Raw genomic sequence first — 19,184 nt, 5'->3', positions numbered from 1 at the left:
AATGAATGCTTATGTTGTACAGTACAAATTTAGCTTTCTTAAAATAAATCTTGCTGAAAGAATGTGATCTATTTGCTTTACCTCTCAATATATTGCACAGGTCTAGCTTATGCAACTCTTACAAAGTCACTTTCCGTTGCGGTAATACAAAGCTTGAATCCACAGTCTGGAAACTTCTGAGCCACATTATAAAAGGCAATGCTTGTTCTAAACATTAAAAGAATACAAACGGCAGAACTTATTTTGTTGGTGAAAAAAGCTGATTCTGCGGTTTTTTTGTAGATTTCTGAGAAACCTCTTGTTTTTCCAAGTTCAATCCAGCTTCTGCTTTCAGAAATCCAGGAACTGTTCTCCTTGGTATAACCTTTACAGATATACATGGTACTATCCCAGCCATTGTCTACACTATAATACAAACAAAGGGCTTTGGCATTTTCTTCTCTTGCCTTTTCCAGGCAATCCTTCATTTTTCCTTCAATTTTTTTCTCAAAACCCTTTAAAGAAACAGTCATTATTTTTTCCACTAATTCTTTAGAAAGTCCAAGTTTTGAAGTCGTTTCAAGAACAAAATGGGTTGCTTCTTCAATCTTTCCGCTTTCTATCAAATCAATACAGGTTTCCCAATATTTATAATTTCTCATCGTTGAGGGGGTAGGAGTTGATTAATTCTCTTATTGTTTGGTCTGTTTTCATAAGCTCACCGTGGGGAATCTGATGAGTGAGATAAGTGAAAAATAAATCGTTCACCCATTTATGATCAATATTATGAATGTAATAGGCGCAAATAAGACCTACATCATCAGAAATATAGGCCGACATATCAGATGAACCAGTGATTCTGAAAACAAACACAAAAATATCCTTTCGGATATCATTGATTTTTTCTTCTGTTTCCAAGTTTATTACTTTTCCGTCCACAGCCTGATAGGCTTCCATCCATCCATCTGAAAATTCCGGAAGGTCTCTTTTATCGAGGAGAGCATCAATGTATTCGGGATCTACATTAATGAAAGCTGTTTTTAGAGAATCCCTAAAAACAGCTTCAAATTTATTAAGTTCCTGTATCATGTTCAGTGGTACGATTATCCGAAAGCTCTTTTCAATAGGCTTTCAACTTTGGGCTCACTTCCTCTGAAATCTTTATACAGTTCCATGGGGTCTTTCGTTCCCCCAGAGGAAAGAAGTACTTTATACTGAGCTGCAATTTCCGGATTGAAGATTCCGTTTTCTTTAAAATATTGGAAAGCATCAGCATCCAATACTTCTGCCCATTTATAAGAATAGTATCCCGCAGAATATCCTCCCTGGAAGATGTGGGAGAAACTTGGGCTCATTGCTGTTTCCGGATTTGTAGGGTACAGCGCAGTTGCTTTGGTGTATTTATCTTCAAATTCCTTTACAGTCTCATGTTCTAATTCTCCAGCTTTAGTATGGTAATTCATGTCCAGAAGTCCAAAACCAATCTGTCTCAGAGTTTGATATCCTTCCATAAAGTTTTTAGACTGTTCAATCTTTTCAATTTTTTCATCAGGAAGAACTTCTCCTGTTTTGTAATGTTTCGCAAAAGTTTTTAAGAACTCAGGTTCATAGCAGAAGTTTTCCAGGAATTGGGATGGAAGTTCCACGAAGTCCCATTTTACAGAAGTTCCCGAAAGAGAAGGGTATTGGGTATTGGCCATCATTCCGTGAAGGGCATGTCCAAATTCATGGAATAAGGTGGTCACTTCCTGGAACGTTAATAAACTAGGAGTGTCTTTTGTCGGTTTACTGAAATTGCAGACAATAGAAATATGCGGACGTGAATTTTCTCCGTTCTGCTGATACTGATTTTTGTAGCTTGTCATCCATGCACCCGCTCTTTTCCCCTTTCTTGGGAAATAGTCAACGTAAAGCAGAGATTTATAAATACCATTTTCTTTTACTTCATATACCTTTACTTCTTCATGGTATTTCGGAATGTCATTTCTTTCTTCAAATGTTAATCCGAAAAGTTTTCCAGCCAATCCAAAAACAGCATCCTGTACCTGGTTTAAAGGGAAATAAGGTTTCAGTTCCTCATCATTGAGGTCGAATTTCTGTTTACGAAGTTTTTCAGCGTAAAAAGCATGGTCATAACCTTGCATATCCTCAATGCCATCTGCTTTAGCCAATAATTTTAATTCTTCGATTTCTTTATCAGCATAAGGTTTGGCTTTGGTTAGAAGTTCATTTAAAAAATCAAAAACTTTTACCGGGGATTTGGCCATTCTTTCCTCAAGGACAAAATCAGCATAATCCTGATAACCTAAAAGCTCGGCTTTTTGCTGCTTTAAAGACAGAAGTTCTTTGATCATATTTTGGTTATCGAACTCACCACCATCAAAAGATTTTTTGCCATTGGCCAGGGCCAGTTCTTTTCTCAGTTCACGGTTTTCCGCGTAAGTCATGAATGGGATATAGCTTGGGTACTGCAAGGTAACAACCCAGCCTTCAAGGTTTCTTTCTTTAGCTTCCTCAGCATATTGGTCAATAATAGCTTCGGGGATACCTGCCAAATCTTCTTTCTGGGTAATATGTTTGAAATAAGCATTGGTAGAGGCCAGTACATTTTGTCCGAACTGCAGGGATTTCAGAGAAAGGTCCATGCTGATCTTTTTTAATTTTTCTTTGTCTTCCTCATTCAGCAAAGCTCCACTTCTTACAAAACCTTTGTAGGTTTCATTCAGAAGCATTTTTTGTTCCCCGTTGAGGTTATATTTTTCCTTTTCATCATATACCTTTTTGATTTTGCTGAAAAGAGCTTCGTTTTGAGAAATTTTTGAAGAATATTCTGTTAAAATAGGAGAAACTTCCTGAGCAATCTGCTGGATTTCATCACTTGTTTCTGCAGAATTTAAATTGAAAAATATATTGGAGACAACATCCAGCTGCTCACCAGAATACGCTAAAGCTTCAATTACATTTTCAAAAGTAGGCGCTTCAGGATTATTAACAATCGCATTGATTTCCTCTTCAGATTTTTGAATTAATTCTTTAAAAGCAGGAAGATAATCTTCATTTTTAATAGAAGTAAATGGTGCGGAATGATATGGAGTGTTAAATTTTTCAGTTAAAATATTCATTTTTTGATTTTTAATTAAAGTTAAATGTAGTGATTCATCAGGAATCACAGCCGAAAAGTTCAAAAATAATGCCTGAATAACAAGTTATGACAAAAATACTTATCTTTAAATAATCTTGTCATATGGAAAGTGGGGGTGATGTTGAAATATTTAATTTTGAGAACAGATTTAAACGTTGTCATTACAATAAATAACCTAAATATATAAACTATGAAAACACTCTTAAAAATTATCGGAATTATCATTCTGTTGATTGCTGTATATGCGATTATTGCAATGCTGGCTTTCAGTAAAGATTATCATTTTGAAAAATCTGTTGTTATTAAAGCTCCAAAAGAAAAAGTATGGTCACATGTAGGTTCTTTAAAAGAATATAATGTGTGGGATCCTTTCTCTAAAGCAGATAAAAATATAGTGATTACCTATTCAGGTGATGGTGACAAAATAGGAGATTCCTATCACTGGAAAGGAGATAAAAATGTAGGTGAGGGAGAACAGGCAATTGCCGAAATAGTACCTAATGAAAAAATGGTTACCAAACTTCATTTTATACAGCCTTTTGAAGGAAATGCTAAAAGTACCTTTGTACTGACTCCCGAGGGAAATGGAACAAAAGTAACCTGGATGATCGATAATGAGCTGAATACGATGATGAAGATTATGAAACCTATGATGGATAATAATATGGATAAAATGTTTGGCCAGGGCCTTGACGGACTGAAACAAATATCAGAAAAATAAAACAGAAGCCTTGTAAATTTTACAAGGCTTTTCTATTGTTTTAAGGATTATTACCTTTGCTGGTAGGGTTTGAATCATTCATTTTTTGATGAAGAAATGAAAATATAAATTATTATGAGAAAAATATTATCTTTATATAAAGATTCGATTTATGGAGAAGATTGTATTTGAAAAAAGTGATATCAGAGACTTCGTAAAAACTACCATTACAGAGAAAATTGAAAAACTTAAAAGATTTATTGAGTTTACTCTGGAAGCAAGCCGTGACATCAAAAAAACTCCGAAATATGACAGTATGAGAGAAGAAATGCAGGAGGAGATTTACCAGATGCAACGACAATTGGGAGCTTTGAATGATCTTAAAAGAAATATGGCAAAAGTTCTTAACACAAGTACAGACAGAGCACAGCTAGGCTCATTGGTGATTACCAATAAAGCCCGTTTTTATATTTCAGTTTCATTAGGTGAATTCTTTTTTGAAGGAGACCGTTTCTATGCGATCTCCCCAGAGAGTCCAATGGCTAAAAAGATAATGGGAATGAAGGCTGGAGATGAGTTTGTGTTGAACAAAATTCATCAAAAAATAGTGGAAGTATTGTAAGAAGATACTCTGATGATGAAGCTATAACTATCCACAATACCCATGAAATTCGCTAATTTAAGAACAAACAGAATCAATCAATGGATTATTATCCATTTGCGTTATCTGGTGGGCTTTGCTTTTTTTCCATCAGGATTAACCAAATTAATAGGAAATAGGTTTACCCGTATTTCCACAGAAAATCCAATAGGTTACTTTTTTGAAGCATTGTACCAATCTGGTTTCTACTGGAACTTTTTAGGATGGGCACAGGTAACGGCAGGCATTTTACTGCTGACACAGCGTTATGCAACGCTGGGAGCCTTAGTGTTTTTTGCAATATTGACTAATATTTGGGTGATTACACTTAGTCTTTCATTCTCCGGAACCTGGATGATCACTTCGTTAATGATGCTTGCTGTTTCTATATTACTGATATGGGACGGACATAAATTGCTTCCAATTTTTAATTATAACAAATCGAATATCGTTAAGGAATATCCTGATCCCGGCCGTATCTGGATTATTGCAGGAATGATATATGCTTTCAGCTTTATCGTATTGTATATGCTGGATCCCGTACATGGAGCGGTATATGAAAAGTGGCTAACGAAGGCATTTGCAGCAATAATTCTGCTGACCTTTGCTACAAGCAATTATAAAGCCTATAAAAACCGTAAAATAGTAGTAAATACCTGATGTTTTAAATGTTGGAGATTGGATCTCATATTGTAAATTTGCAGTTATGAATAAAGCAGAAATAGTAAAACAAATCATAGAACAAAGGAGAAGTATTTTTCCAAAAGACTATACAGACGCAGCAATTTCCCAGGAGGTTATTGATGAAATTCTAAGCTCGGCAACATTTGCACCCAATCATAAGCGTACAAAGCCTTGGCGCTTCAAGGTATTCAAAGGAGAGGAAAAGGCAAATCTGGCTTCAGAAATGCAGGCTATCTATAAAGCTACACAGCCTGAACAGCTTTTTTTAGAGAAAAAATTTAATGATATCGGTTTTAAAATCAATAAAGCTGATGTGGTCGTTTCCATAGTGGTTAATTTCAGCGGGATGGTTCCGGAATGGGAAGAGATTGCTGCCACTTCAATGGCTGTTCAGAATATGTATCTTACCTGTACGGCCCATAATATAGGATGTTACTGGAGTTCTCCCTCTATTGTTGACCTTTTGAAGGAATCTTTAACCATCGAGGAAAACCAAAAGTGTTTAGGGCTTTTCTATATGGGGGCAGTGGATTAATGAATCATTTTGAAGAGATGATAATGGATAAGTGAAAAAAAATATCAAATTATCCCATTTTCAAATTACCAAATTGAAAAATTTGTTTATCTTTGCACTCTTAAATATTTAACTGGGACGAGTTCCCGTAAAATTCAAACATTATGTCAGTAAAAATCAGATTACAAAGACACGGTAAAAAAGGTAAACCTTTTTTCCACATCGTGGTTGCAGATTCTAGAGCAAGAAGAGATGGTAGATTCATCGAAAAACTAGGAACTTACAACCCAATTACTAACCCTGCAACTATTGAATTAAACGTTGATTCTGCTGTACAGTGGTTAAACAATGGTGCTCAGCCTACTGATACTGCTAGAGCTATCCTTTCTTACAAAGGTGCCCTTTACAAAAAACACTTACAAGGTGGTGTAGCTAAAGGTGCTTTTGACGAAGCAGAAGCTGAAAAAAGATTTGCTGCTTGGGTAGACGCTAAAGATGCTAAAGTACAAGGTAAAGTAGAAGGTTTATCTAAAGCTCAGGCTGACGCTAAGAAAGCTGCTTTAGAAGCTGAAGTTAAAGTAAACGAAGCTAGAATTGCTGCTGCTGCACAAGCTGATGCTGATGCTAAAGCTGCTGAGGAAGCTGCTAACGCACCTGCTGAAGAAGTTGTTGCTGAAGCTACAGAAGGAGAAGCTCCTGCTGCTGAAACTGAAGAAAACACTGAAGCTTAATAAACAAATCCTGTTATGCGTAAAGAAGATTGCTATTTTTTAGGTAAAATCACACGCAGACATGGACTTGCGGGTAACGTTATCCTTAAATTGGATACCGATCAGCCCAAGCTTTACAATAAACTGGAATCAATATTCGTTGAAATCAACGGATTATTGGTTCCATTTTTTATTGAAAAATCCTCATGGAGCAAATTGGATGCTTTAAACCTTGCTTTTAAAGGCTCCTCAGAATCTATGGTAGATCAGGTTTTAGGTAAAAGTGTTTACCTGCCGCTTGCTACCCTTCCCCAACTTTCAGGAAAACAGTTCTATTATCACGAAATAATAGGGTATAATATCCTTGACGAAAATGATAACGACTGTGGGGTAATACGATCTGTAAACGATCAGACGGCCCAAAATTATTTCATTCTTGGATTTGAAGGCCGTGAAATTGTGATCCCTCTTATTAAAGATTGGATCCTGGAAGTGAACAGAGAAGAAAGATTTATTAAAATGCAGTTGCCGGAAGGCCTGATGGACGTTTTCCTTGTTCCGTCAAAAAAAGATGAGTAATCCCTTTTTCAGAAAATACACCTGAAATTTATTCTCTTTCGCATTATTTACTAAAAAATATTTCCCATAACTTTTGTATAGGATCAGAAACCATCGGTTTTGTATGGTCTTCTTTGATCAATTTTTATGTATTTGATCAATGTTATGCTCCAATGTGGAACCATGACTTTAAAAGGTTAAGGTATCTACTGATTCCCTATAGAATCTAGTTAAATAACTTTCTGAATTCTCCCGGAGACTGATTCGTCTTCTGTTTGAAGAGTTTGCTGAAAGACTGTGGATGTTCAAACCCCAGTTCGTAAGCAATTTCACTCACAGACAAACTTGTAGTACTCAAACGTTCTTTGGCAGAATCAATTAATTTATTCTGAATATGCTGCTGTGTGTTTTGCTGAGTATGAAGACGAAGTAAGGTCCCAAGATAATTAGGAGAAATATTCATCTGTTCGGCAATACATTTCACAGAGGGAATACCATTTTCGAGGAGATTTTCGCTTTTAAAATATTGGGAAAGAATGTCTTCAAACTTAAATAACAATTCGTGGCTTGACTTTTTTCTGGTGAAAAATTGACGTTCATAAAAACGTTCAGAATAAATCAGTAATAATTCAATCTGAGCAATGATAAGCTCCTGTGTGAACCTATCGATATTTGACTGGTATTCCCTTTCAATATTTTTAAGAATATTAACAAGGATTTTCTCTTCTTTATCAGAAAGGAAAAGAGCCTCTTTCACCTGATAGCTGAAGAAGTCATAAGATTTTATTTTCCTTGTTAATGAAGTGTTCCACAGAAAATCAGGATGAATAAGCAATAAAAATCCGGTAGGCTCTACCTCAACATCGGGATTGATTTCAAGACTTAAAAACTGCTGGGGTGAAACAAAGCACAAGACTCCGGAATCAAAATCATATTGCTGTTGTCCATAATTGAATTTTCGACTGACATTCTTTTTCAAACCAATTGAATAAAAATTCTGAATCCATTTCAGTTCTTCATTGTCTACAGTATAATGGACTTTGCTGTAATCTATTAAACTGATCAGCGGATGTTCAGGATTGGGCAGACCACAGAAAGCATGAAAATCTGAAATAGAGTTAAAGCGGACAGGCTGTTTCATAATAGCGAAGTTAATTGTTTTTGTAAAAAGTATAATGAACTGTTTTAGAAAACCTTCAGCTCCATTCTGACCGACTTTTGTAAGTATCAGGAAGGTCATCCCGAACGGAGCTGAAGATTATTATTACAAAGTTAAATCGCTGTTGAAACTGTCAGACTTTCCCATTTTTCAGCATCCTTTTTTAAAATATCAATCTTATTATTCAGAAATTCCATCGTTCCTACACCCAATAACAGATGTACCGGAGGATTTTTCTCTTTACTGATCTGAATCAGGACATCAGCTGCTTTTTCGGGATCATTAGGCTGGTTTCCATTGATTTCATTAAGATGAGCCTGTTCTGAATTTCTTGCAGCTTCATAGGCTTGGATAGGATTAGAAGGCGTTTTCACAGAATCTTTAGTTAAAAAATCTGTACGGAAATATCCGGGATAAACAACAGTAGCATGAACTCCGAAGTCTTTCACTTCTTCGGCCAATGCCTCTGTAAATCCAGCAACAGCAAATTTTGTAGAACAATAGATTCCCCAACCTGGAAAATTAGCGGAATATCCGCCAACAGAAGATATATTGAAGATATTTCCTGATCTTTGTTCACGAAGATAAGGCATGGCATTTCTGATTACATTCAATGTTCCGAAAACATTCACAGCATAATTTTCTCTTGACTCTTCATCAGTCAGCTCTTCAAGGGTTCCGATTTGTCCATAGCCTGCATTGTTGACAACCACGTCAATTCGTCCAAAATGATCAACTGTTTTTTTAATGGCAGATTTTATGTCGTTGTTGTCTGTGATGTTGACGCTCAGCGGAAGAAAATTCTCTGAAGTTTCTCCAATAGTTGAGAAAAGAGATTCAACAGTTCGGCTGGTTGCAGCAACCTGAAATCCTTCGGATAATAATTTTTTTACCAACTCAAATCCTAACCCTTTTGAAGCTCCTGTTACGAACCATACTTTTTTTGTTTCCATTTTTAAATATTTTTTTGTTTAAATGATGATACAAAGATGGAAACTTGCGAAAAGGGAAATGTATCCAAATCGGGGAATGATGTATCTAAATCGTGGATGATGATTCTATCTCCTTTGGTATAAACCTGTTTTTTGGGTGATTTTTAAAGGATTTCAGGGTGTAATCACTCAGATTGAGTTGGAAATAATCCCTGCTGAGATGAATAGGGTGGATCTTCAATGTTGTGCTCCGATGCGGAACCATGACTTCAAAAGCTTAAGGTATCTGCTAATTCCCAATTGCCGGGAGTAAATATTCCTGTACAATTTTATCAGCCTGGGAATGGGCATAAGATGTATTATAGGCTTTTGCTGTGATCACCATCACTACAGGAATTTCAGTAAATATAATAATTTTGTTGCCCCCATTTCCACTACACTGATACGCTTCAAAGCTTTGGTTTCCCACCCGGTATACTTTTCTCCAGAATAAATATCCATATCCCTCAAAGTCTTTGTCATTGGTAAAGTAGTTGGTAAAAGACTTTTTTATCCAACTTTTATCAATAATGTTATGACCATTCCATATTCCCTTATTTTTATAAAGCTGTCCAAATTTTGCGAAGTCTAATGCTCTCATGCGCAATCCACCGGCCAGAGAAGGTTTTTGCTGTGGGGTATACTGCCATTTATAGTTTTTGATACCCAGTGGACGGAATAATTTCTGTTCTGCATAATTTTCCAGTCCTTTGGGAACAGACTGATTGAGGATATCTCCTGTCACTACAACACCTGCTGTGAAATACTGCCAGTTTTTGCCGATTTTATTTTCTGTTGCAGGTAAATCTAACGTAAATCTTACCCAGTGATCAGTAGGATACATGTTTTCTTCATTTCCAGGTGATTCCTCATCTGCATCATTGCCGTCAAAACCTGAGCTCATGGTCAATAAACTTTTTATAGTAACGCTGTCTTTATGAGATGAGTAATTTTTGAATTGCTTAAGATCATAGAAGTCTTTCAGCATTTGGTTTTCACTTTTAAGATAGCCTTCTTTAATCGCAATTCCTGTTAAGGCTGAGGCAAACGACTTACCAACCGAACGTGTATCCTGCAGTGAATCTCTGGCGGAATTACTGAAGTATTCTTCCACCAGAAGTTTTTCATTTTTGATGACCACAATTCCTGTGATATTCCTGAATCTGTTTTCTGCAATTTTTTTATTTAAAAGCCTTATTTTTTCTTTGTCCAATTTTTCATCAGAGACTTTCCATCCGCTGTTTGGGTTTATAGTTTGAATAGCAATCTGCTGTTCTGAAATATTTTTTTTGGGAATGGTTAAGTGAATTTCACCTGAAGCAATCGTATTTCCTACCTTTAAAGTAGTAGCCTTCAAATAGGGTTTTATTTCAACTTTTAAAAGGTGATTTCCTTCATTGAGCTGATCAATTCCCCCATTGACAAGATAAAATCTCATCCATAAATACCTTCCCCAGGAATCTTCATTTTTTGAACTGATGAGAGGAATTCTAAAAGTGGTTTTCTTCTTTTTATCTTCGGCCGTCCCTGCTCCGGGATTCAGATTTTCTGTATAGATTAATGTTCCGTCAATGTAAAAATTAAATTGATAATTTCCTTTTTTCAGCAGTTCATCTACAGCTAAAGAAGGTTCAAGCTGATGCAGGTAATTCACTAAAGAATTGTTTAAAAAAATACGGAGATTTAAATCTTTATCTTCCTGAAATACTTCTTGGGTAAGAAAATCAGCTTCTTTCAGGCTGTCCAGAGAAATTGCTTTTGATAGAAAAATAATGTTGCCGGTATACTTTTTATGGATAGTATTTATGGCTGGTTCAGGATCAATAATGTTGTTAATTTGTCCGAAATAAAGGCCAGACATAAAAAATAAGGTATATACAAGGATAGATTTCATTTCAGTATTTTATTTAAACAAAAATAGGGTGTAATGTTATGAAAAAATAGAATGAAATTAACATTGCTATTTCTTTAAGAGATTTCTGTAATGTAAAGGGGTAATTCCTGTATTTTCTTTGAATGACCTGATAAAATGGCTCTGATCTGCAAAACCACATTCCAGTGCTGTTTCGGATAAAGATTGAGAAGTGTGAAGAAGCGTTATGGATTTATTGACCTTCAGTTTTCTAATGTATTCCCCTAAGCTGCAGTTAAAATGTTTCTGAAAATCTCTGCTCAAATGAACCGGATGAATATCCAAAATCTTCGAGAGTTCTGTGAGGCTCTGCTTCTCAATGAAATTTTCACGAAGCATCTCTTCAATCTTATGTACCCAACCGGGCTTTTTATCTGTATTTTCATTTTTTCCGGATAGCTGACTGAAAATAGCAAGCAGATGTTGATGAACCGAGAGTTCAAAAGAAAGATCATTCATTTTCGTTTCCTTGAAAATCTGATGAATTGAGAGCTGTAAAGAGGGGTTTTTGATGTTAAGGCTACCCTCAATTCTATTGTGTGAAATCTGAAATTTTTCAAACCAGCTTTCTGAAATTTCGATATGAAAACCTCTTGTAAAAATATCCGGTTTTATATTGTAATGAGCATCTTCCCAATGATGATACAGTAAAGTTCCGGCAGAGCAGTCGTAGATTTCTTTTTTGTTTCCTTCTTTCATATTTCCCTGAATAAGAAACGTGAAATAAGCATTTTCATGATAATGCCAATCTACATAAGGATGTGTATATTCTGTATCTGTAATTGTGAGTCCGTCAAAATTCAGGGTTTCATTGGTCTGCCCAAAGAATTCTCCATTATAAAGGGTATTCATTTTATAATTTTTGTTTTAAACTTTCAATCTGTTCATACATTGTATTGAAAAATAAGGCCCGGTCACGGTTTCCCGAAGCATTCAGTGATTTTGAATTTTTAATCTGATGTTCAAAATAACTCAGAGAATCCTGGCATGTCATTTCATCCGTAGTCATCATATACCCGAACATACTGAACGGGATAAAAAAAGAAGACTGCTGTTCATTTTTAAATAAAATGCTATTGTTTAAAATAACCAAATCGTTTACAAATATTTGAAAATTAGGTTTTTCAAGTGTTTTATGTTCTAGATTTTTTATTAAACTTTTTAGATCATCCAATATAAGATCCGTGTCATTCTTTTTTAATAATCCGATTTCAAAATAGAAGGAAATCTGCCGTAAAGCACTTAAAATAGTTGTGTCATTCCATATTTCAGTGACATTTTGTTTTTCATAAAGATCAATGAGCAGTTCATTTTTTACAGAATGATATTCTAAATTAAACGTATCGAAAGGACTTAAAAATTTGTCCTGATTCAATAAATTCATCCAGACATAAAACTTAAAGCGCGACAGTATCGAATCTGAAATGGTATAGAAAAACGGAATATCTTTCGCGGAGTAAAATACCTGGGAGTTTGTAATATCCTGAAATACATGCAAGATCTTCAGAGAGCTTTCAAAATAGTTTAAAAGATCTTCAGTTGTTTTTACGGGCTGGGTGCGTCTTACAACCAGTTGGTTTTCTGTTCCCAGAAACTGATCCAGGGAAATCTGATAGTATTTAGCAAGTTCCAGGGCTTCCTCAAAGCTGAATTTGGCCTTCATAGAAGTTCGCCGGTGTGCTGCATCGTAGCTGATGTTTAGAATATTGGCAATTTCATCGTTTAATGATTTGCCACCAATCTTTCTTCGGATTTCCTTTAATAAAGCTTCCTGATGCATGGTTTTGTGATTTTCACAAATGTAACCTTTTTTTTAATTCTTTTTCACATTCAGGAGATGGTGTTCTGATGATAATTTTGAAATGTAATTTTTAAAATAATGAGTTATGAAAACACGAATCTTATTAATAACAGTTTTTTTTGTGAATAGTCTGGTGTATGCATCAGATACCATAAAAGCAGATTCTTTGAAGCCTAAAATTATTGCCGCTTCACCTTCGAAGAATACCAGCAATGTGAACGGAATTTTATTTAAATATTTTGACGAAGAAGAGGGGTTTACGCCTAAAAAAGTAAATGGCTTAGGAATGGGATTTAATCTTGTAGGTATTTTTATTCCGCCACTTTTACTATTTAACCTACCAGGGGCCGATCACTGGAGCTTTAACAGTTATGAGATCATGCCCAGGGAGCGGATGAACAAAATTAACGGTGTACAGCTTTCACTCATCAATATGGAACCTACTGTAACCAATGGACTGGAGGTAAATATCTCAAGCAATATTGGAGTGTATACCGTGACGAACGGAGTTTCTGTTTCACCACTTTTCAATATGCATGATGAGATAAAAGGGGTTTCTGTAGCACCCTTAGCCAATGTGGGACAGAAATGCAGAGGAGTCCAGATTGGTCTGTATAATAAATGTAATGATTTCAGAGGTATCCAGATCGGGGCATGGAATGAGAACGGGAAGAGAAAACTTCCTTTGATCAATTGGAACTTTAAAGGCTCTAAGCAATAATCACCATAAAAATAACAGATCATGAAAAAATTATTTTTAATAACAGGCATTTTTTTATTGTCAGGAATACTATACAGCCAGGATGCTCCTGAAATAAAAACAAGATGGATATCATTGACTCCACTGAGTGAACATGTACAAGAAGTTGATGGGCTGGCAGTGGGAGTGGGAGGCAGTCTTGCTGATCGTAATACACAACGTACCCAGACCATTAACGGGCTTAATCTGGATGTTAATCCCGTGGGGCTTCTCATCTGGATGTTTTTTGATCCCGCTAAAGAAAAAAATGAACATACTTTTCTTACGGTAAACGGAATTACACTTTCCGGTGCCGGATATGGAAGAAATGTGGATCAAAATGGACTTTCCGTTTCTGTTTATAATTATGGAAGAAAAGTGAATGGCTTTTTGGTTTCCGGGCTCTCCACTTCTATTGATAAAGGAAATGGTATCGTCATCTCCGGGTTGATGAATGGTGTGGATGATATGAGAGGCGTAAGCATTTCCGTATTTAATGGATCTGAAAAGATGAAGGGCTTACAGCTTGGGCTCATCAATAAGGCCGAAGAAATGAGGGGTGTACAGGTGGGTGTGGTCAATTCATCTAAGAAAATGAAAGGACTTCAGATTGGAATATGGAATAAGAATGCTAAAAGAAGCTTACCAATCATTAATTTTTAAATAATAAGACTTATGAAAAATATACCTTATATACTCATTGCTTCCCGTTTTGCAGCAGCTCTGATTATTCTGTATTTGGGTTACTGCATTGGAGAGGGGGCCCGCGGATATATTGTAGGATTAATGTATTTCGGGATATTCACTGATGTTTTTGATGGGATTATTGCCCGTAAAACAGGAGTTTCTTCTGAAAAACTAAGGCGCTTAGACAGCCAGGTGGATCTTATTTTCTGGCTTTCACTGGGATGGATTTCCTATCGGCTTAATCCTGAGCTGATAAAAGGAGAATGGAAAAGTATCCTGTTCATTTTTATAATGGAAGCCTCATGCTATATCATCAGTATCTGGAAATTTGGAAAAGAAACCTGTACTCATGCTTTTTTGGCAAAAATCTGGGGACTGAGCCTCTTACTGGCTTTTACCTATCTCATCGGATTTCAGGAAACGGGCTGGCCTTTTTATCTCTCTGTTACTTTAGGATTGATTTCCCATATAGATGTTATCCTGATTATTCTTATTCTTCCCCAATGGAGGTATGATGTCCCCAGCTGTTACCATGCCTGGATGATCAGAAAGGGAAAAAAGAGAAGAAAAACAATTTTCTTTAATTGAGTATTGAAATAATTAAAAAAAATCATTCTATGATAAGAGGTTATTAATGCTGGGGAATTTTGAACATAAAATATCCCACATAATAGAATATTATGAAAAAATGAAGCGAAGAAAATCGATAAATGATGCGTTGATCTGTTAAAAAAAGAATAGAAATGCTATTTTTCATGAAGTGAAAATAAAATGACATAATCCATATGAAATAATATTAATGTATTGGTTTTTAATTGTTTGGTGTTTTTTAATTCATGAATTTAGATATATAAATTTATGAATCTATAGAGTATTCACTTGTATTATCACATCGCTTTACTGCATCTTTGCTTCAAGGTAAAAACACAGCATTTATATTTTTGTATGTGTACAGTACAAGAATGTAAATATTAAAATCCTACGTGAGTTAATGAATTAATTAAAAAGTTAGAGTAGTGATCACCAAAAGTAATTTATTATGTTGTAAGTAAACAAAATTTGTTTGAAACCATTAGCGATGTCAGGGAATGAATTCTAACTGAATAAGACAGAGCTAATGATGAACTTGAGAAATCAGAATTATCATTTAAAAACTAAAAACTAATAACTATTTTCCATACATAAGAAGCCTGTTCTTATGAAAAAACCAAGAATAAGTCAACTTATTCCTCTTAAAAGTGATATGATGTGAGTGTACCAGGTTCAAGTCAGGACAAATTTTATGAAGTTCAGAATCTTAAAATTATACTTTAGAAACGAATGCAGAAGAGTGAAAAAAGATAATTTTACTGAACAGAAAGTTTAATTACCTGATAAATGATTTTTAAAGACAGCGTAACCATTAAGTTGCGCTGTTTTTTTGTAACTTTGCAAACATTAATTTTTATACAAAAATTTATCATCAACAAATGAAAAAGCAGACGATCAAAGAAATCCTGAAGGATTACAAGAAAGTATTACATCATGACATTACAGTTTACGGATGGGTAAGAACATTCCGTGCTAATCGCTTTATTGCACTTAATGATGGATCTACTATTAATAATTTGCAGATAGTTGTTGATTTCGAAAATTTTGATGAAGAGGTTATCAAGAATATCAGTACTGCTTCTTCCCTTAAAGTGGTAGGAGAAGTGGTAGAAAGCCAGGGTGCTGGTCAAAGCGTTGAGATTATTGCTAAAAAGATCATCGTTTTAGGAGATAACTTTACTGAAGAGCTTCAAAGTACGATTCTTCAACCTAAAAAACATAGTTTGGAAAAACTTCGTGAGCAGGCCCACCTAAGATTCAGAACCAATTTATTTGGAGCTGTTTTCAGAGTACGTCATGCCGTGAGTTTTGCGGTTCACTCGTTTTTTAACCAGAATCAGTTCTTCTATATCAACACACCAGTAATTACCGGTGCAGATGCAGAAGGAGCCGGAGAAATGTTTGGAGTTACCAACTTTGATCTTGAAAATATGCCAAGAACAGAAGAAGGTGAAATTGATTTCTCACAGGATTTCTTTGGTAAAAAAACAAATCTTACAGTTTCAGGACAGCTTGAAGGGGAAACTGCAGCTATGGGATTAGGAAGAATTTATACATTTGGACCTACTTTCCGTGCTGAAAATTCAAACACAACAAGACACCTTGCTGAATTCTGGATGATTGAGCCGGAAGTTGCTTTTAATAACCTGGAAGACAATATTGACCTTGCTGAAGATTTCTTAAAGTATGTGATCCAGTATGTATTGGATAACTGTAAAGACGATCTTGAATTCCTGGATAAGCGTTTTGAAGAAGATCAGAAAACAAAACCTGAGAAGGAAAGAGCAAAAGAAGGTCTTATTGAAAAACTTCAGAATGTGATTGCTAAACGTTTCAAGCGTGTAAGCTATACAGAAGCTATTGAAATTTTACTAAACTCTAAAGAAAATAAGAAAGGTAAATTTGCTTACCCTGTTGAGAAATGGGGAACAGATCTTCAGTCTGAGCATGAAAGATATCTTGTTGAAAAACATTTTGAGAGCCCGGTTGTATTATTTGATTATCCGAAAGAGATCAAAGCTTTCTATATGAAACTGAATGATGACAACAAAACTGTGGCAGCAATGGATGTTCTTTTCCCTGGAATCGGTGAAATCATCGGTGGTTCCGAAAGAGAAGCAAGATTAGATGTACTAAAACAGAAAATGACTGATATGCATGTAGATGAGCACGAACTTTGGTGGTATCTGGATACCCGTAAATTTGGTTCTGTTCCTCATGCAGGATTTGGTTTAGGATTAGAAAGATTAGTTCTTTTTGTGACAGGGATGACGAATATCAGAGATGTAATTCCTTTCCCAAGGACGCCGAAAAGTGCTGAATTCTAGAATAATAAAAAAAAGCCTTAATGAAATTTAAGGCTTTTTTTATTTTTTAGTAGTTTATTATGATAAGAACTATACTGCAAAAATCATGCTAAATGTGTTTATTATCAAATAAATTTATTAAATTCGTAGAATATGTTATGTTAAAACGCCAATATTACTATGCTTAAACAACACTTACAACTCAAATTAGGACAGAAGCTGGCTCCCCAGCAGATCCAGTTGATGAAGCTTATTCAGCTTCATACTCTTGAATTTGAAGAGGAGTTGGAGAGAGAGCTAGAAGAAAACCCTGCATTAGAAATTGCAAAGGAAGAATCTAAGGAAGATGATTATGCTTCTTTGGAAGAAACCTATCAGGATGAGGGTACCGATAGCATTGAAACAGATTTTGACGTCAATGAATATATTTATGACGACGAACCCAACTATAAAACGGCATCCAGCAACTATTCTCCTGACGATGAAGAATTTGATAATGAAAGTCTTTTAACAGAAGGGCAGTCATTGTATGATTACCTGATGGAACAAATTCATTTGGTAAATATCAATAATGAAGATTTAAGAGTCGCGGAATACCTTATTGGAAATCTGGATACGGATGGATATTTAAGAAGGGAAATCAAGTCTATCGTTGATGATCTGGCTTTCTCACAGGGAATCTATACTACAAAAGAAAAAGTGGAAGATATCCTGGAGAATTATGTTCAGAAACTGGATCCATCAGGAGTAGGGGCAAGAGGACTTCAGGAATGTTTATTACTTCAGATTGAAAAGAAAGTAAGCTCGGATAAAGCGGTTTCTTTGGCTGCAAGCATTCTGAGACATCAGTTTGATGCGCTGACGAATAAGCACTATAATAAGATTATTCAGAAATATGATATTGAGGAAGAAGATCTGAAAGATGCTTTGGAAGAAATCTCAAAATTATCACCTAAAGTGGGAGGGAACTTTGATACCCAGACTATTACAATCAACCAGGAAATTATCCCTGACTTTGTGATCCAGGTGAAGGATGGATTGGTAATTCCTATGCTTAACAGCAAAAATGCACCTACTTTAAGAGTTTCGGAAGAATATAAAGATATTCTTACCACCTACTCTCATGATAAAAATTCATCTGAGCATAAACAGGCTGCCTTATTTATCAAACAAAAGCTTGATGCTGCCAAATGGTATATTGATGCCATCAATCAGCGCCAGAATACCCTTTTACAGACCATTACGGCCATTGTAAAGTTCCAGAAGGATTACTTTATCACAGGGGATGAAAAGTCGCTGAAACCGATGATTCTAAAAGATATAGCAGATATTACAGGATTTGATATTTCTACCATTTCAAGGGTGGTAAAAAGTAAATATGCTGATACCCCTAATGGTATTGTATATCTTAAAGATCTGTTCTCGGACAGTTTAACTAATGATGATGGGGAAGAAGTTTCTACAAAAGAGATTAAAACCCACCTTCAGGAAGTGATCAGTAAGGAGAATAAGAGAAAACCGCTTACCGATGATGCTTTGGTAGTGATCTTAAAAGAACAGGGTTACAATATTGCCAGAAGAACGATTGCAAAATACCGTGAGCAGCTGAATATTCCTGTAGCAAGATTAAGAAAAGAGTTATAGTTGTCAATACTGTACTTTCAATATATAAAAAGGTGAACGCTAACGTTCACCTTTTTTATTGTATATATTAAGAGATCAGAAATACAGTATCACTTATTCTTTTAAAAAGACTGAGGGTATTGATCTGTTTTCCAAATTCTTTATTTTCCCAATACACTTTCCCTTCTTTATAATCATTAATTAATGCAAAAGTACCGCTATTGATCTTCAAAAATGCAATGGCAGGGAAGGGAAGGTCTTCAAGATCTTCAAGCTCCAGTCTTACCACCATCGTTTCAATATCAAAATCATCTTTTAAGATCGTGTGGAAACTCAAAAAATTATAATCTTCCACAGGGATGTCGTAATTTTTTATTTTACCGGCCTTTATATTTTGTTGTATAAATTTTTTCAGTAAAAAATTAAAGGAGGTCACATGTCCATTTTTTTCAGTCATAGATGCAGAAA

Annotated in this window: 20 protein-coding genes; 11 read left to right on the top strand and 9 right to left on the bottom strand. The window is 35.3% G+C overall.

Features of this window, described 5'->3' with window-relative positions; translation table 11 throughout:
* Positions 1–107: 107 nt before the first annotated feature.
* The 3 genes from B8967_RS06500 to B8967_RS06490 are packed head-to-tail and all read right to left on the bottom strand — an operon-like array spanning position 108 to position 3,101.
* Complete coding sequence (locus B8967_RS06500) at positions 108–641, bottom strand: hypothetical protein (protein ID WP_084085292.1); 534 nt, start codon at positions 639–641, stop codon at positions 108–110.
* Positions 628–1,068 (bottom strand): hypothetical protein, encoded by a 441-nt coding sequence (locus tag B8967_RS06495; protein ID WP_084085290.1) that lies wholly within the window; start codon positions 1,066–1,068, stop codon positions 628–630. The genes B8967_RS06500 and B8967_RS06495 overlap by 14 nt, the downstream gene beginning before the upstream one ends.
* A 14-nt stretch (positions 1,069–1,082) precedes the next feature.
* A complete protein-coding gene (locus B8967_RS06490) occupies positions 1,083–3,101 on the bottom strand; it encodes a M3 family metallopeptidase (RefSeq protein ID WP_084085866.1) in 2,019 nt (672 codons plus the stop codon).
* A 210-nt stretch (positions 3,102–3,311) separates the two neighbouring features.
* On the opposite strand from B8967_RS06490, the gene B8967_RS06485 reads away from it, so the two are divergent.
* The 6 genes from B8967_RS06485 (at position 3,312) to rimM (ending at position 6,948) form a co-directional block, all read left to right on the top strand.
* A complete protein-coding gene (locus B8967_RS06485) occupies positions 3,312–3,842 on the top strand; it encodes an SRPBCC family protein (RefSeq protein ID WP_047488191.1) in 531 nt (176 codons plus the stop codon).
* A gap of 151 nt (positions 3,843–3,993) precedes the next feature.
* Positions 3,994–4,443, top strand: a complete 450-nt coding sequence (locus B8967_RS06480) for a hypothetical protein (RefSeq protein ID WP_047488195.1) — start codon at positions 3,994–3,996, stop codon at positions 4,441–4,443.
* 42 nt (positions 4,444–4,485) lie between these two features.
* On the top strand, positions 4,486–5,121 hold the full coding sequence (locus tag B8967_RS06475) for a DoxX family membrane protein (protein ID WP_084085288.1): 636 nt from the start codon (positions 4,486–4,488) through the stop codon (positions 5,119–5,121).
* A 46-nt stretch (positions 5,122–5,167) separates the two neighbouring features.
* Positions 5,168–5,680 (top strand): nitroreductase family protein, encoded by a 513-nt coding sequence (locus B8967_RS06470; RefSeq protein ID WP_084085286.1) that lies wholly within the window; start codon positions 5,168–5,170, stop codon positions 5,678–5,680.
* A 143-nt stretch (positions 5,681–5,823) separates the two neighbouring features.
* Positions 5,824–6,390 carry a 30S ribosomal protein S16 gene (locus tag B8967_RS06465; RefSeq protein WP_047488204.1) on the top strand — a complete coding sequence of 189 codons (567 nt, stop codon included), beginning with the start codon at positions 5,824–5,826 and terminating at the stop codon, positions 6,388–6,390.
* Positions 6,391–6,405: 15 nt separating this feature from the next.
* Positions 6,406–6,948, top strand: coding sequence for a ribosome maturation factor RimM (gene rimM, locus B8967_RS06460; protein ID WP_047488208.1), 543 nt, complete (start codon positions 6,406–6,408; stop codon positions 6,946–6,948).
* A 205-nt stretch (positions 6,949–7,153) separates the two neighbouring features.
* On the opposite strand, the gene B8967_RS06455 is transcribed toward rimM, so the two are convergent.
* The 5 genes from B8967_RS06455 to B8967_RS06435 all read right to left on the bottom strand — a co-directional run bounded on the left by B8967_RS06455 (position 7,154) and on the right by B8967_RS06435 (position 12,749).
* A complete protein-coding gene (locus B8967_RS06455; RefSeq protein ID WP_084085865.1) occupies positions 7,154–8,068 on the bottom strand; it encodes a helix-turn-helix domain-containing protein in 915 nt (304 codons plus the stop codon).
* Between the two features lie 131 nt (positions 8,069–8,199).
* Positions 8,200–9,039 (bottom strand): SDR family NAD(P)-dependent oxidoreductase, encoded by an 840-nt coding sequence (locus tag B8967_RS06450; RefSeq protein ID WP_084085284.1) that lies wholly within the window; start codon positions 9,037–9,039, stop codon positions 8,200–8,202.
* A gap of 268 nt (positions 9,040–9,307) precedes the next feature.
* The gene (locus B8967_RS06445) at positions 9,308–10,951 is read right to left on the bottom strand and encodes a serine hydrolase domain-containing protein (protein WP_084085282.1); all 1,644 of its coding nucleotides are present in this window, start codon (positions 10,949–10,951) and stop codon (positions 9,308–9,310) included.
* Between the two features lie 66 nt (positions 10,952–11,017).
* The gene (locus B8967_RS06440; RefSeq protein WP_047488219.1) at positions 11,018–11,821 is read right to left on the bottom strand and encodes a helix-turn-helix domain-containing protein; all 804 of its coding nucleotides are present in this window, start codon (positions 11,819–11,821) and stop codon (positions 11,018–11,020) included.
* 1 nt (position 11,822) lies between these two features.
* On the bottom strand, positions 11,823–12,749 hold the full coding sequence (locus B8967_RS06435) for a helix-turn-helix domain-containing protein (RefSeq protein ID WP_084085280.1): 927 nt from the start codon (positions 12,747–12,749) through the stop codon (positions 11,823–11,825).
* 106 nt (positions 12,750–12,855) lie between these two features.
* On the opposite strand from B8967_RS06435, the gene B8967_RS06430 reads away from it, so the two are divergent.
* The 5 genes from B8967_RS06430 (at position 12,856) to rpoN (ending at position 18,737) form a co-directional block, all read left to right on the top strand.
* Positions 12,856–13,491 carry an LA_2272 family surface repeat-containing protein gene (locus tag B8967_RS06430; protein ID WP_084085278.1) on the top strand — a complete coding sequence of 212 codons (636 nt, stop codon included), beginning with the start codon at positions 12,856–12,858 and terminating at the stop codon, positions 13,489–13,491.
* A 21-nt stretch (positions 13,492–13,512) separates the two neighbouring features.
* Positions 13,513–14,172, top strand: a complete 660-nt coding sequence (locus B8967_RS06425; protein WP_143330479.1) for an LA_2272 family surface repeat-containing protein — start codon at positions 13,513–13,515, stop codon at positions 14,170–14,172.
* Between the two features lie 12 nt (positions 14,173–14,184).
* Positions 14,185–14,784, top strand: coding sequence for a CDP-alcohol phosphatidyltransferase family protein (locus tag B8967_RS06420; protein ID WP_084085274.1), 600 nt, complete (start codon positions 14,185–14,187; stop codon positions 14,782–14,784).
* A gap of 881 nt (positions 14,785–15,665) precedes the next feature.
* Positions 15,666–17,114, top strand: coding sequence for an asparagine--tRNA ligase (gene asnS, locus B8967_RS06415; protein WP_047488235.1), 1,449 nt, complete (start codon positions 15,666–15,668; stop codon positions 17,112–17,114).
* 159 nt (positions 17,115–17,273) lie between these two features.
* The gene (rpoN, locus tag B8967_RS06410; RefSeq protein ID WP_047488238.1) at positions 17,274–18,737 is read left to right on the top strand and encodes an RNA polymerase factor sigma-54; all 1,464 of its coding nucleotides are present in this window, start codon (positions 17,274–17,276) and stop codon (positions 18,735–18,737) included.
* 67 nt (positions 18,738–18,804) lie between these two features.
* Here the strand turns inward: rpoN and B8967_RS06405 are convergent, their stop codons facing one another.
* Entirely contained in the window at positions 18,805–19,173 is a 369-nt protein-coding gene (locus B8967_RS06405) for a cysteine peptidase family C39 domain-containing protein (RefSeq protein ID WP_084085272.1), read from the bottom strand.
* Between the last annotated feature and the right edge of the window lie 11 nt (positions 19,174–19,184).

It is taken from the genome of Chryseobacterium sp. YR221 (assembly GCF_900176315.1).
GTDB lineage: Bacteria > Bacteroidota > Bacteroidia > Flavobacteriales > Weeksellaceae > Chryseobacterium > Chryseobacterium rhizosphaerae.
The sequence above is the reverse complement of the archived record's forward strand: the minus strand, read 5'-3'. Positions and strand labels throughout refer to the sequence as shown.